Source organism: Sphingomonas faeni, from assembly GCF_023195535.1.
GTDB lineage: Bacteria > Pseudomonadota > Alphaproteobacteria > Sphingomonadales > Sphingomonadaceae > Sphingomonas > Sphingomonas faeni_B.
Map to the genome: position 1 here is coordinate 114,467 of NZ_JALPNF010000002.1, position 14,235 is coordinate 128,701.

11 protein-coding genes are annotated in these 14,235 nt (G+C 66.8%); 6 read left to right on the plus strand and 5 right to left on the minus strand.

Annotation, left to right across the window (positions count from 1 at the left end; all coding sequences use genetic code 11):
- Positions 1 to 418: 418 nt before the first annotated feature.
- From SPHN_RS04960 to SPHN_RS04970, 3 genes are read left to right on the plus strand one after another with little or no spacing between them, the layout of a single operon-like run.
- Entirely contained in the window at positions 419 to 1,561 is a 1,143-nt protein-coding gene (locus SPHN_RS04960; protein WP_248521674.1) for a fumarylacetoacetate hydrolase family protein, read from the plus strand.
- The gene (locus tag SPHN_RS04965) at positions 1,558 to 2,364 is read left to right on the plus strand and encodes an SDR family NAD(P)-dependent oxidoreductase (protein WP_248521676.1); all 807 of its coding nucleotides are present in this window, start codon (positions 1,558 to 1,560) and stop codon (positions 2,362 to 2,364) included. Before SPHN_RS04960 ends, SPHN_RS04965 begins: the two co-directional genes overlap by 4 nt.
- Positions 2,355 to 3,248, plus strand: coding sequence for an SMP-30/gluconolactonase/LRE family protein (locus tag SPHN_RS04970; RefSeq protein WP_248521678.1), 894 nt, complete (start codon positions 2,355 to 2,357; stop codon positions 3,246 to 3,248). Before SPHN_RS04965 ends, SPHN_RS04970 begins: the two co-directional genes overlap by 10 nt.
- A 207-nt stretch (positions 3,249 to 3,455) precedes the next feature.
- Here the strand turns inward: SPHN_RS04970 and SPHN_RS04975 are convergent, their stop codons facing one another.
- From SPHN_RS04975 to SPHN_RS04985, 3 genes are all read right to left on the minus strand, one after another.
- Positions 3,456 to 4,901 carry a sugar porter family MFS transporter gene (locus tag SPHN_RS04975; RefSeq protein ID WP_248522375.1) on the minus strand — a complete coding sequence of 482 codons (1,446 nt, stop codon included), beginning with the start codon at positions 4,899 to 4,901 and terminating at the stop codon, positions 3,456 to 3,458.
- Between the two features lie 76 nt (positions 4,902 to 4,977).
- Positions 4,978 to 6,756: an IlvD/Edd family dehydratase gene (locus SPHN_RS04980; protein ID WP_132738615.1), complete on the minus strand. Its 1,779-nt coding sequence runs from the start codon at positions 6,754 to 6,756 to the stop codon at positions 4,978 to 4,980.
- Positions 6,757 to 6,890: 134 nt separating this feature from the next.
- Positions 6,891 to 7,976, minus strand: coding sequence for a LacI family DNA-binding transcriptional regulator (locus tag SPHN_RS04985; protein WP_248521680.1), 1,086 nt, complete (start codon positions 7,974 to 7,976; stop codon positions 6,891 to 6,893).
- Between the two features lie 202 nt (positions 7,977 to 8,178).
- Between SPHN_RS04985 and SPHN_RS04990 the strand changes: the two genes are divergently transcribed.
- Genes SPHN_RS04990 through xylA form a run of 3 tightly spaced genes read left to right on the plus strand, consistent with a single transcriptional unit; the run spans position 8,179 to position 12,074 of the window.
- Complete coding sequence (locus SPHN_RS04990; RefSeq protein WP_432715054.1) at positions 8,179 to 9,312, plus strand: glycoside hydrolase family 43 protein; 1,134 nt, start codon at positions 8,179 to 8,181, stop codon at positions 9,310 to 9,312.
- Positions 9,312 to 10,757, plus strand: coding sequence for a xylulokinase (xylB, locus tag SPHN_RS04995; RefSeq protein ID WP_248521682.1), 1,446 nt, complete (start codon positions 9,312 to 9,314; stop codon positions 10,755 to 10,757). The genes SPHN_RS04990 and xylB overlap by 1 nt, the downstream gene beginning before the upstream one ends.
- 6 nt (positions 10,758 to 10,763) lie before the next feature.
- Positions 10,764 to 12,074, plus strand: coding sequence for a xylose isomerase (gene xylA, locus SPHN_RS05000; protein ID WP_349238465.1), 1,311 nt, complete (start codon positions 10,764 to 10,766; stop codon positions 12,072 to 12,074).
- Between the two features lie 30 nt (positions 12,075 to 12,104).
- Here xylA and SPHN_RS05005 read toward each other — a convergent pair whose 3' ends face one another.
- On the minus strand, positions 12,105 to 13,553 hold the full coding sequence (locus SPHN_RS05005) for a sensor histidine kinase (protein WP_248521686.1): 1,449 nt from the start codon (positions 13,551 to 13,553) through the stop codon (positions 12,105 to 12,107).
- Complete coding sequence (locus tag SPHN_RS05010) at positions 13,543 to 14,208, minus strand: response regulator transcription factor (RefSeq protein ID WP_248521687.1); 666 nt, start codon at positions 14,206 to 14,208, stop codon at positions 13,543 to 13,545. Before SPHN_RS05010 ends, SPHN_RS05005 begins: the two co-directional genes overlap by 11 nt.
- Positions 14,209 to 14,235: the final 27 nt, after the last annotated feature.

A 14,235-nucleotide genomic window follows, 5' to 3' on the forward strand; every position in this document is an offset into this window, starting at 1 on the left:
AGTCGCGGCCGGGCGCTTCAAGGTCAGCGTGGGCGGCGGCCAAGCGAGGACCGGCACACCGATCCGATCGGCCGTGCTTGCCACCAAAAAGACGATCACGCTGCCGCGATGACCGACCTTGGGTGCGATCATGCTGCGGAGCTTTGGCCGAAACGTCGAATATCCCGCCAGTCGTCTTGCAAACGCGGTTGGTATGTCGGTAATGGTACCGCTACCGTTGTCAATCGGCGGAGGAGAGGACGTGCATGGTCGGTAAGCCCGGCCATAATGGAACACCGTGACGAGACAGCATGGACCGGTATGGCGTGCAAGGCATTGAAATGCCCCGCCCCCGGTCCGCCGCCGCTGCCCGTTGCTACCACCCTCCCCCGCCGCCGTCCTTTAGCCCGACCGAAACAGCCTTGCCGGAGATGTTGCCGTGACACTCGCTTTCGATACCCTCGACGCCCTTGGACCCGACTGGCGCACCGGTCGCTGGATCGGTCGAGTCGACCTCGGCAAAGGACCGACTCCCGTCATCGTATCGGACGGCACCGTCTACGATATGAGCCGGGTCGCGCCGACGGTCGCCGAACTCGTAGCGCGCGACTTGCTCGATCCGCATGCCGGGACATCGATCGGCGATCTCGACTCGCTTGGCCTGTCGACCGATGGCATGCCGCGATTGCTGAGCCCGATCGACGTTCAATGCGTTAAGGCGGCAGGCGTGACGTTTGCCGTATCCGCGCTCGAACGCGTGATCGAAGAACAGGCGCGTGGCGATGCCGGTGCCGCCACTGCGGTGCGGGCACGGCTGGAGCAGCGGATCGGGGGCGGACTGGCGCGCGTGGTTCCCGGTACGCCCGAGGCGGCCGCCTTGAAGGCCGCCTTGATCGAGGAAGGACTCTGGTCGCAATATCTCGAGGTCGCGATCGGCCCGGATGCCGAGATCTTCACCAAGGCGCCGTCTTTGTCGACGGTCGGATGGGGCGCGAAGATCGGTGTGCGATCCGATTCGACGTGGAACAACCCAGAGCCCGAGATCGTGCTGCTGGTTGCCCCCGATGCCCGCGTGGTCGGTGCGACGATCGGCAATGACGTCAACCTGCGCGACTTCGAAGGACGCTCGGCGCTGCTGCTCGGCAAGGCGAAGGACAATAACGCGTCCTGTTCGCTCGGCGCCTTCATCCGGCTATTCGACGACGACTTTACGATCGACGATGTTCGCCGTGCCGAAGTGGTGCTCCGCATCGAGGGCACCGACGGCTATGTCCTCGATGGCGCCAGCTCGATGAGCCAGATCAGCCGCGACCCCGAGGAACTGGTACGCCAGGCGCTCAGCGAGCATCAATATCCCGACGGCTTCGTCCTGTTCCTCGGCACCCTGTTCGCGCCGACCAAGGATCGCGACGATGCCAGCCGCGGCTTCACGCACAAGTCGGGCGATACCGTCTCGATCGCCGCGCCCGGCCTCGGTCGCCTCGTCAATACCGTCACCACCTCGAAGGCCGCACCGCCTTGGGAATTCGGCTTGGTAGCGCTGATGCGCAACCTCGCCGCGCGCGGGCTGTTGTCGGCATGACTTATTCGGAGAACAATGTGCTGCAGAAAACCGCCGGTCGCCACGAAGGCGCCGTCTATCCGTCGCTCAGGGACAAGCGCGTCATCATCACCGGCGGCGGATCTGGCATCGGCGCCGGGCTCGTCGAAGGCTTCGTGGCACAGGGCGCGAAGGTCGCGTTCGTCGACGTCGCGGAGGCAGACAGCCGCGCACTGATCGAGCGACTGTCGGACGGCGCCGACCACGCGCCGATCTTTCACGCGCTCGACCTGACCGATCTCGATGCGCTGAACACGGTGTTCACGACGATGATCGACCAGCTCGGCGGCGTCGATATCCTGATCAACAACGCCGCCAACGACGATCGCCATACGATCGCCGAGGTGACCCCGGCGTATTGGGATCAGCGGATGAACGTCAATCTCCGCCATCTGTTCTTCGCGGCACAGGCAGTGGTGCCTGCGATGAAGGCGGCGGGCCGCGGCGCGATCGTCAATTTCGGCTCGATCAGCTGGCACCTCGCGATGGAGGAACTGATCCTCTACCAGACCGCAAAGGCGGCGATCGAGGGCATGACACGCAGCCTGGCGCGTGACCTCGGCCGCGACGGGATCCGCGTCAACGCGATCATCCCGGGCAACGTCCAGACGCCGCGCCAGGAGAAATGGTACACTCCCGAAGGCGAGGCCGAGATCGTCGCATCTCAGTGCCTCGACGGCCGGATCCAGCCCTCGGATATCGCCGCTATGGCGTTGTTTCTGGCGTCGGACGATGCGCGGATGTGCACCGGTCATAATTATTGGGTAGATGCGGGATGGCGCTGATCGGTATCGTGGAACCGGTCCTTAGGGTCGGCGCGACCCTCGGCGAAGGGCCTTTGTGGCTCGACGATGCGCTGTGGTTCGTCGACATCAAGCAGCATCAGGTGCACCGGTTCGACCCCGTGACCGGCGACCACCAGCGCTGGACCGCGCCCGCGCAGGTCGGCTGGGTTCAGCCGCTGGCGGATGGCGGCATGCTCGCCGGTTTGCAGACCGGGCTTCACCGGTTCGATCCGGGCGACGGCAGCTTCACGCATCTCCACGTGGTCGAGCCCGACGCGCCGGGCAACCGCCTGAATGATTCGACCGTCGATGCCGCAGGTCGGCTCTGGTTCGGGTCGATGGACGATGGCGAGAGCGCCGTGTCGGGGCTGATCTACCGCGCGGATGCGGACGGCGTCGCGCCGGTGGTCGACGGGATCGTCATCACCAACGGCCCCGCGGTCTCGCCGGACGGCACGACCCTGTACCACTGCGACACGCTCGGCGGCACGATTCACGCCTGCACGATCGGCGCGGATGGCAGCCTGCTCGACACGCGCGTCTTCGCGGCGGTCGATGTCGCGACCCAGGGGTATCCCGACGGCCCGATCGTCGATGCCGACGGGTATGTCTGGGTATCGTTCTACGGCGGCTGGTGCGTGCGGCGCTATGCCCCCGGCGGCACGCAGGTCGCCGAGGTCCGGTTACCCGTCTCGAACGTCACCAAGATCGCGATCGGCGGCCCCGATGGCCGCACCGCCTATGCGACGACCGCGTCCAAGGGATTGAGCGACGAAGACCGCGCGCGACAGCCGCTCGCGGGCGACGTGTTCGCGTTCGATGCCGGGGTGGCCGGGCAACCGGCGCACCGTGTCGCGACGATTGCAGGCGATCGTATCGCCTGACCTGAGCACCACTGCAGATCAAGAAAAGGGCACCGCGGACCAATCCGCGGTGCCCTTTTTCGTGTGGCGATGTTCTGATCCTCCCCCGCCAGGGGGAGGTGGCTGGCGCTTGCCAGTCGGAGGGGGCGGTAAGGGATACGTCTGTTCCGTATCCTCCCCCTCCGTCACCTTCGGTGCCACCTCCCCCTTGCGGGGGAGGATCGAAGGTCAGCCGGTCATGTCCTCGAGTTCGCGACCGCGGGTTTCGTTGACCAGCGCCTTCACGAAGAAGAACGAGATCGCCGCGAAGAACGCGTAGCCGGCATAAGTTATGGCCAACCCCGGCGACACCGCCAGTGCGGGGAAGCTGACCGAGATCGCGGCGTTCGCGATCCACTGCGCGAAGCCCGCCACCGCGAGACCCGATCCGCGGATCTGGTTCGGGAACATCTCGCCGAGCATCACCCACATCACCGGGCCCCAGCTCGCATTGAAGAAGATGACGTACAGGTTGGCCGCGACCAGTGCGATCATGCCGTTATGACCGGGCAGCGACACCGCGCCGTCCGCGCCCGTCACTGCGGTCGAGAACGCATAAGCGACGACTGCGAGCGTGACGGCCATGCCCGCCGAGCCTACCAGCAACAGCGGCTTGCGGCCGATCTTGTCGACGGTCGCGATCGTGAACAGGCACGCCGCGATCGACAGCACGCCCGACAAGATGTTGATCTGCAGCGCGTTGTCCTCGGTGAAGCCGACCGCTTCCCACAGCACCGCGCCGTAATAGAACACGACGTTGATGCCGACGAGCTGCTGGAACACGGCGAGGCCGATACCGGCCCACAGGATCGGCCGGATCTTGCCGGTCGTCTTGTCGAGCAAATCGCTAAGCTTTGGCTTGTGATGATCCGCGGACAGCGAATTGCGGATCTCGACGACCTTGCGGTCCGCCTCTTCGCTGCCGAACAGACGCGTGAGGACGACGTGCGCCTCGGCTTCGCGACCCTTGGCGACCAGGAAACGCGGGCTTTCCGGGATCACGAGCAATGCGAAGAAATAGATCGCCGCGGGGATCGCCTGGAGCCAGAACATCCAGCGCCATGCCGGATAGCCGAGCCAGAAGTCGGCGGTCGAGCCGCCGGCATAGCGGGCGAGCGCGAAATTGGCGACGAACGCGCCGGTCAGGCCCGAGATGATCATGACCTGCTGCACGCTCGACAGGCGGCCGCGGATCGAGGCCGGCGTGACTTCGGAAATGTAGACCGGCGAGATGACACTGGCCGCCCCGACGCCAAGGCCGCCAATGATCCGTGCGAAGATGAAGATCCCCGATCCGGTCGCGGCACCGGCGAGCAGTGCGCTGAACAGGAACAGGCCTGCGGCGAGCATCATGACGTTGCGACGGCCGATCGCGTCGGCCATCCGCCCGGCGCCGAACGCACCGACCGCCGAGCCGACCAGGATCGCGCCGACATTGACGCCGATCCCGAGCCGCCCGAGACCGAACGCCGCCTCCAGGCCCTTTTGCGTGCCGTTGATGACGCCCGAATCATAGCCGAACATGAAGCCACCGATCGTCGCCACCGCAACGATCGCGGCGATGAAGCCGTGATTGACCGCGGCGCTTCCCTGTAATCCGGCCTGTAATCCCGCCCCCGGGTCTCCACTGTGCATATTCGCCATGATGTTCCTCTCCTGTACGCCGACCGTTGCGGCCTGGTGTTGTCTTTGCGTGTATTCGTCGAACCGGTCAGTGATTGTGCCGCGGCGTCCGCGCCGCGATACCGCGGTACTTCACCGCGAAGTCGAGTACCGCGCCATCGGCGAGCTGCCCCGTCTTCTCGCGGTACAGCTCCTCCCACGGCGTGTTGCTCGCCGGCACCGGTGGTGCAGGCTCGCCGCGCCGCCGCGCGATCTCGTCATCGTCGACCAGCGCATCGCACCGCCCCGCCTTCAGGTCGATGCGGATGATGTCGCCGGTCCGCAGCCATGACAAGCCGCCGCCAACCGCGCTTTCGGGGCTAGCGTTCAAGATCGACGGACTGTCCGACGTCCCCGACTGGCGCCCGTCGCCCAGCGTCGGCAGCGTCATGATGCCGCGCTGGATCAGGTGATCGGGCGGCTGCATGTTGACGACCTCGGCCGAGCCCGGCCAGCCGATCGGCCCCGCCCCGCGGATCACGAGGATGCAGTCCTCGTCGATATCGAGCGCAGGATCGTTGATCCGGTGATGATAATCGTCCGATCCCTCGAACACGATCGCCCGCGATTCGAACACGTCCTCGGCCCCCGACCGCTCCAGATAGCGCGCGCGGAACGCCGGCGAGATCACACTAGTCTTCATGATCGCGACATCGAACAGATTGCCCGACAGCACCAGGAACCCGGCCTGTTCCTTCAGCGGCGTGTCGTAGGCGCGGATGACTTCGCGGTCGGTGGCGACCCGGCCCGTGATGTTCTCCGCCAGCGTCCGGCCGGTCACGGTCAGGCAATCGCCGTCGAGCTTGCCGGCCGCGAGCAACTCGCTCAGCACCGCAGGCACGCCCCCCGCGCGGTGGAAGCGTTCGCCGAGGAACCGCCCGGCCGGCTGGACGTCGACCAGCAGCGGCAGGTCATAGCCGTGATCGGACCAGTCGGCCGCGGTGATCTCGATCCCCGCATGCTTCGCCATCGCGTGGATGTGCGGCTGCGCGTTCGACGACCCGCCGATCGCGGTCACGACGCGGATCGCGTTGAGGAAACTCTCGCGGCTGAGGATCTGCGACGGCCGCAGGTCTTCATACGCCATGTCGACAATCCGCCGCCCGGTCTCGTACGCGAACTGGCCACGCTCGCGGTAGGGCGCAGGAATCGCCGCGCAGCCGGTCAGCGACAGGCCGAGCGCCTCGGCGACCGCGTTCATCGTCGATGCGGTGCCCATCGTGTTGCAATGCCCGGCCGACGGCGCGCTGTCGGTCGCGCGCTGGAGGAATTCCTCCTCGTCGATCTCGCCGGCCGCGAGCTTGCGCCGCGAACGCCAGATGACCGTGCCCGAACCGACCAGCTCGCCCTCGTGCCAGCCATCGAGCATCGGCCCGCCAGACAGGACGATCGCGGGGATATCGACGGTCGATGCCGCCATGATCCCCGACGGCGTGGTCTTGTCGCACCCGGTGGTGAGAACCACCGCGTCGATCGGATAGCCGTACAGCGTCTCGACCAGCCCGAGATAGGCGAGGTTGCGATCGAGCGCGGCGGTCGGCCGACGGCAATTCTCAAAGATCGGATGGACCGGGAATTCCATCGCGATCCCGCCGGCGTCGCGAATGCCGTCGCGGACGCGACGCGCGAGATCGAGATGGATGCGGTTGCACGGCGAGAGATCGCTGCCGGTCTGGGCGATCCCGATGATCGGCCGTCCCGAGCGGAGTTCCGCGGGGGTCAGACCGTAGTTCATGAACCGTTCGAGGTAGAGCGCGGTCATGTCCGAGCGCGCGGGGTCCGCGAACCAGTCACGCGATCGGAAGGGCCGAACCGGTTGCCGTTGCACGCGATACTCTCCTATCGAGCCGTCGCCGATCGGCTGGCGGCATTCATTGCTGGTATCGCTACCATCTTCCCGGACGGCGTCAAGCATCTCGCGTTGCTGCCGGCCCTGCAAAAACTACGCCCCGCCGTCGCCTTTTAGCCGTGCTGCGCGCGCGGCCGCTGCCGCGGCGGCGCATCGGACTGGCGACGAATCAGCGTATAGTCGAGCAGACGATGGCGATCGCTCATAATCATGCCACTCGGGCGGCGGATCGTCGCAACCAACATCTCGACGGCGACTCGCGCCATGTCCGCGATCGGCTGGTAGATCGTCGTGAGCTCGGGCCAGATCGCGGTCGACAATGTGGTATCGTCGAATCCGCACACCGTAAGGTCCCCCGGCACGTCGAAGCCGCGACGATGCGCGACTGCGACCGTGGCAGCGGCCATGTCGTCGTTGGACGAAAAGATCGCAGTCGGCGGCTCGGGAAGCGCCAACAGCGCTTCCGCCGCGTCGAGACCCGATCGGTAGGTGTAGAGGCCGGACTGGATCAGCGTCTCGTCGAGCGCGATTCCTGCCTCTTGCAACGCGGCCCCATAGCCTTCGAGGCGACGCGCACTCGCCGAAAGATTGGGATTGCCCGTGATGAACCCGATCCGCCGATGGCCGAGCGCCATGATGTGGCGGGTCATCGTCAATGCCGCCTCGCGGTCATCGATCCGGACCGCAAGCACCTCGTCGGACGGACGGCCACTGGCGACCGAGACGGTCGGGATCCGCGCCTCGGCCAGCAGCTCGAGGATCGCATCTGCCTCGCACAACGGCGGCGGCAGGACGATGCCGTCGATGCCGCCCGCGATCAGGTGTCGCGTGACCTCGAGCTCATGCTCGCCGAGTTCGCATTTCTCGACGATGATCTGGACATCGCTACGCGCTGCCTGATCGAGACTGCCGAGCAAAAACTCGCTGAGAAATCCTGCGCTCGGATTGCTGTAAAGCAGTCCGATCCTGGTCTGCCCTGCCCCGGCGAGGCTGCGCGCGGCGGGGTTGGGCGCATAGTTCAGCGCGGTAATCGCCGCGTTGACGGCCTCGCGCGTGACCGGGCGGACGTTGCTCTCGCCGTTGATGACCCGCGAGACGGTCATCGGCGATACGCCGGCCCGACGCGCGACGTCGCTGATAGTCGGCGCGCCGCCCGCGCGGCGGGACGGTTTGGCGATAGGCGGTGGGGAAGTATCCATTGCCCTATCGTTAGCGCAACCGCCCCCTGCAGGAAATGCCTGTCGACATGGACCCGGGTCCAATCGACCTCAGTCCTGGGCCATCGTCGGTAAAGTCCGCTTGCCCGCCTCGAACGTCCTGTTATGGTAGCGCTATTTCCGCAGTGATGCGGGTTGGCAGATCTCGCAGAAGATCGCGTAATTTAGGAAGGATCGAACGGTCGTGCAGCTTCGTATATCCACCCTCGCCGCGGGCTTGCCCCTGCTGCTCGCCGGCAGCGTCGCGCTGGCCCAGACGGCTCCATCCACCGGCCCTGCCCCGACCGCCGCAAGCAAGGCGCCGCGCAGCCCCGAGGGCAAGCGCTATCTGTCGCAGCCCCTGGTCACCAGCATCTACACAGCGGACCCGTCCGCGCATGTCTTCAACGGCAAGATCTACGTCTATCCGAGCCACGATATCGACGTGAAGGTCGCCGACGACGATCTCGGCAATCAATATGCGATGCGCGACTACCGCGTCCTGAGCATGGACCGGATCGGCGGGCCGGTGAAGATCAACGGCGTTGCGCTCGATGTGAAGGATGTGCCCTGGGCGTCGCAGCAGATGTGGGCCCCCGATGCCGCCTACAAGAACGGCACCTATTATCTGTACTTCCCGGCGCGCGACAAACAGCTCGACAAGAACGGCCTCGGCACGTTCCGGATCGGCGTCGCCACCTCGAAGAGCCCGGTCGGCCCGTTCAAGGCCGATCCCAAGCCGATCGAGGGCAGCTTCTCGATGGACCCCGCGGTGTTCACCGACGCGAACGGCACCAGCTATATGTATTTCGGCGGCATTTGGGGCGGCCAGCTCCAGCGCTGGAAGGACGGCAAGTTCGACGCCAACGGCTCGGACACAGATCTCGGCAAGGACGATCAGCCCGCGCTGTCGGGCCAGATCGCCAAGCTAAACCCCGACATGAAGAGCTTCGCCGAGACCCCGCGCGACGTCCAGATCCTCGACGAGGCCGGCAAGCCCGTGCTCGGCGGCGACCATGAACGCCGCTTTTTCGAGGCGTCCTGGGTCTTCAAGCGCGGCGGCAAATATTACTACACCTACTCGACCGGCGACACGCACTTCCTGAACTACGCGACCGGCGACAATCCGTACGGCCCGTTCACGTACAAGGGTCATATCCTCAAGCCCGTGCAGGGCTGGACCAGCCACCATTCGATCATCGAATGGAACAAGAAATGGTGGCTGTTCTATGCGGATACGCAGATGAGCAACAAGAACCACCTGCGCAACGTCAAGGTGACCGAACTCAAGTTCGCGCCCGACGGCTCGATCCCGACCATCGATCCGTTCGTCAACTGATGTTCCTCGGAATCGATATCGGCACCTCGGGTGTCAAGGCCGTGGTGCTCGACGAGCATGGCAGCGTGGTGGGCCAAGGCACCGCCGCGCTGACCGTGCAGCGGCCGCATCCGCTCTGGTCCGAACAGGATCCAGACGCGTGGTGGAAGGCGACGATCGCCGCGGTCCAGGCGATCGACCCGAGCGTCCGCCGTTCGGTGCGCGGCGTCGGGCTCGCCGGCCAGATGCACGGCGCGACGTTGCTCGATGCCGACGATAAGCCGCTGCGCCCCGCGATCCTGTGGAACGACGGGCGTTGCTTTGCCGAATGCGAGGCACTCGAACGCGCCGTCCCCGATCTGCGCAAAATCTCGGGCAACATCGCGATGCCCGGCTTCACCGCGCCAAAGCTGCTCTGGGTCCGCGAGCATGAGCCTGAGGTCTTCGCGAAGATCGCCACGGTGCTGTTGCCGAAGGACTATGTCCGGCTGCTGATGACCGGCGACAAGGCGTCGGACCTGTCCGACAGCGCCGGCACCTTGTGGCTCGACGTCGGCGGCCGCTGCTGGAGCGACGAGATCCTCACCGCCTGCGGACTGACGCAGGCGCAGATGCCGGCGTTGTTCGAAGGGTCGGCGATCACCGGCGCGCTGACCGCCGAAGTCGCCGAACTCTGGGGCATGCCGCAGGTGCCGGTCGCGGCAGGCGGCAGCGACAATGCAGCAGGCGCGGTCGGCGTCGGGGTGGTCAAGGATGGCGATGCGCTGTTGTCGCTCGGCACGTCTGGCGTGATCTTCGTCGCGACCAAGGATTTCCGCCCGAATCCGGCGCGCGCGGTCCACGCCTTCTGTCATGCGCTACCCGGCATGTGGCACCAGATGTCGGTCCACCTTTCGGCCGCGTCCTGCATCGACTGGGTCGCACGGATCACCGGTGCCGCCGGTGCCGCCGACCTGTTCGCGCGCGCCGAGGCCGCCGGCCCCGCCAGTGGCCCCGAGATCTTCCTCCCCTATCTCTCGGGCGAGCGCACGCCGCACAACGATGCGGAGGTTCGCGGCGCGTTCCTGCGCCTCGACAACGACACCGACGCCGGCCGCCTCTCGCAGGCGGTGCTGGAAGGCGTGGCGTTCGCGCTCGCCGACGGTCTCGACGTATTGCGTGAGGCCGGCACGACGGTCGAGCGCCTCGCGGTGATCGGCGGCGGCGCCCGCTCGCGCTATTGGGGCCAGGTGATCGCTGCGGCGATGGAGGTCGAACTCGTCTACCTCCAGGGCGGCGAGGTCGGCCCCGCGCTCGGTGCCGCGCGGCTCGCGCAGCTCGGCGTCGACGGCGGCGATCCCGCCGACATCTGCGTCGCGCCCCCCGTCTCGCACACCATCGTCCCCGACCCTGCCCTCGTCTCGGCGCTCGCCGAGAAGAAGGCCGCGTTCCGCCAAGCCTATTCCCGCATCACCCCCAAATCGTAGGAAGCTTTGATGTCCGACTTCTTCGCCGATATCCCCCAGATCAAATATGAGGGCCCCGACAGCACCAACGAGCTGGCGTACCGCTTCTACGACAAGGACAAGTTGGTCCTCGGCAAGCGCATGGAGGATCACCTCCGCTTTGCCGCATGCTTCTGGCACACCTTCTGCTGGCCCGGCTCCGACGTGTTCGGCGGCGGCACGTTCGATCGCCCGTGGCACCGCGGCGCCAACGACAGCGCAGCGGCCGCGATGAAGCGCGAGGTCGCGTTCGAGTTCTTCAAGACGCTCGACGTGCCCTATTACTGCTTCCACGACGTCGACGTGATGGCCGACGCCGCCAACATCAGCGAGCATCGCAAGTTCTTCGCCGAAGCCGTCGACCATCTCGAACAGCTCCAGGCCGCATCGGGGCGGAAACTCCTCTGGGGCACCGCCAACCTGTTCAGCCACCCGCGCTTTGCCGCCGGCGGCGCGACCAACCCCGATCCGGAAGTGTTCGCGTTCGGCGCGATGCAGGTCCGCGATGCGCTCGAGGCGACGCATCGTCTCGGTGGCCAGAACTACGTGCTCTGGGGCGGTCGCGAGGGTTACGAGACGCTGCTCAACACCGACATGAAGCGCGAGCTCGACAATTTCGGCCGTTTCCTGAGCCTGGTGGTCGAGCACAAGCACAAGATCGGCTTCACCGGCACGATCCTGATCGAGCCGAAGCCGTTCGAGCCGACCAAGCACCAGTACGACTTCGACACCGCGACGGTGTACGGCTTCCTCAAGCGCTATGGCTTGGAGAACGAGGTCAAGGTCAACATCGAGGCGAACCACGCGACGCTCGCCAGCCACACGTTCGAGCATGAGATCGCGACCGCTGCGGCGCTTGGCATCTTCGGCTCGATCGACGCCAACCGCGGCGATCCGCAGAATGGCTGGGATACCGATCAATTCCCGAACTCGGTCGAGGAACTCACGCTCGCCAATCTCGAGATCATCCGCGCGGGCGGGTTCACCACCGGCGGCTTCAACTTCGATGCCAAGGTGCGGCGCCAGAGCATGGACCCGGCCGACCTGTTCTACGGTCATGTCGGCGCGATCGACGTCGTCGCGAAGGGCCTGCTCAACGCCGCCAAGCTGATCGAAGACGGCCGCATCGATGCGATCAAGACCAAGCGCTATGCCGGCTGGGACGGTGAATTCGGCGGCGCGATCGGCGGGCTCGACTTGGCGGGGATCGCCGACCTCGCGATCGAGCGCGGCATCGATCCGAAGCCGGTCTCCGGCCAGCAGGAGCGGATCGAAAACCTAATCAACCGCGTCCTCTAAGCGAACGCTAAACCGCACCCGTCGGGCACGTCATGCGTTGCCCGGCGGGACCTGAACCGTACCGTCCGATGGCGCGAATTGCAGGATGATCGCCGTGCCCCGGTCCGCGTCGACGAACCCGACGGTAGCGTTGAGACGCGCCGCGGCCGACTTTACGATCGCCAGGCCGAGGCCGGTGCCCTCGGGATTGCCGACGACCCCGGTCGCGGTACCGAGGCGGACGAAGCGGCCAAAGGCTTTTTCCCGGTGCTCGGGCGCGATCCCCGGCCCATCGTCGGCGACGACGATCGCCAGTCCGTCCGGTGTGTCGCGCAGCGCGATCCACACCGTCCCACCCTCGCGATTGTAGCGGATACCGTTGTCGATCAGGTTCGAGACGATCTCGAATACCAGGGTCCGATGGCCCGCCACGACGTAGCGGCGATCGTCGTCGCTCTCGAGCACGAGGTCGACGCCCGCACGGATCGCGGTGTTGATCTGGCGGGCGATGACCGCGCTCGCGACTTCACGCAGGTCAACCGCCTCGAGCGGGGCGGATACGCCGGCCTCCTCCGCACGCGCCAGCGCGAGCAACTGCGTTACCAGACGTTCGAGCCGGACCGCGACGTCGGCGATCTCGTCGAGCGCCTCGCGGCGTTCGGCGTCGGAGCCGCGGCGAGCGAGGGCGACCTGGACCTTCAGCACCGACAACGGCGTGCGCATCTGGTGCGAGGCGTCGGCGGTGAAGCGGCGGACGCCGACCGTGGCGGTGTCGAGCTGCGCCAGAAGCCGGTCGAACGCACCGGCGAGCGGGCGGAGTTCGCTGGGGAGCGGCCCCGTGTCGAGCGGCGAGAAATCGGGGCGCGCGCGCTCGTCTCGGGCCTCCACCGCGCCGCGTAGTCTGGCCAGTGGTCGCAATGACCAGCCGAGCGCAGGCCTGAGCAGCAGTGCGGCGGCCCCGACGAGAACGCATTCGCCGATCAGCAACGCGAGCATCAGCCGGCGGGTGAGCGCACCGCGGTTGTCGAGCGTCTCGGCGATCTGGACGATGACGGGCTTGTCGATCCGCGGGAGCGAGCGGCGGACTTCGGCGATGCGGATCTTCTGGTCGCGGTAGCGCGCGAAACGATAGCGCGGCACGTCGATCGCGAGCGTCGCGGGATCGGGCGCGGGCAAGTCCGCATAGCCGGTCAGCAGGTCGTTCCCCACGGCCACGCGGTAATAGACGTTGTCGCGCTCGGTGTTCTCCAGCATCCCGAACGCGGCGGCGGGCAGGTCGAGCGTCACCTCGCCGCGCTCGACCTGCACCGTCTCCGCGATCGCGCCTAGCGCCCCGCCGAGCACGCGGTCGTTGGTGCGGCGGACGACGTCGGCGATCAGCGTAGCGCCGACCACGCCGATCAGGATCGCCGCCGCCAGCAACGGTCCGAGCACCGCAACCAGCAGCCGGGTGCGCAGCGCTGGCGTACCCCGATCGGTAGCTACGGTCTCAGCCGGCATCGAGCATGTAGCCGACGCCGCGGACTGTGCGGATGCCCGGGCCGTCCGGCGCGAGCTTGGTCCGCAGGCGGGTGACATGGACCTCGATCGCATTGTCGCCGACCGGCTCGTCGAACCCGAACACCTCGCCGATCAGCAACGCGCGGGGCACCACGCGGCCTGCGCGCGTCGCGAGCGCCTCCAGCACCGCGCGCTCGCGGCGGCGCAGGTCTAGCGCGCGGCCTGCGATGTCGGCATCGCCGGTCGAGCGGTTGATCGTCAGCGTACCGACGCTGAGCACCGGCAGCGGATCGCCACCCCGCCGCCGCCCGAGTGCGCGCACCCGCGCCTCCAGTTCCTCGGGCTCGAACGGTTTGCGCAGATAGTCGTCGGCGCCGAGATCGAGCCCGCGCACCCGGTCGTCGAGCGCATCGCGCGCAGTCAGCATCAGTACGGGGACACGTTCGCCACGCCGCCGCAATGTCTCCAGCACGGCGAAACCGTCGATGCCGGGCAGGCCGACGTCGAGGATTACCAGCGCATAGGGCTCCCCCGCGACCACCGACAGCGCGTCCTCGCCGGTCGCCACGTGATCGACCGCATTGCCACCCGCGCGCAGCAACGCGCCGATGCTGCGCGCGAGCGCGGCGTCGTCCTCGATCACCAGGATGCGCATCGAAACCCGTGAAAGGTTGGTGACAGC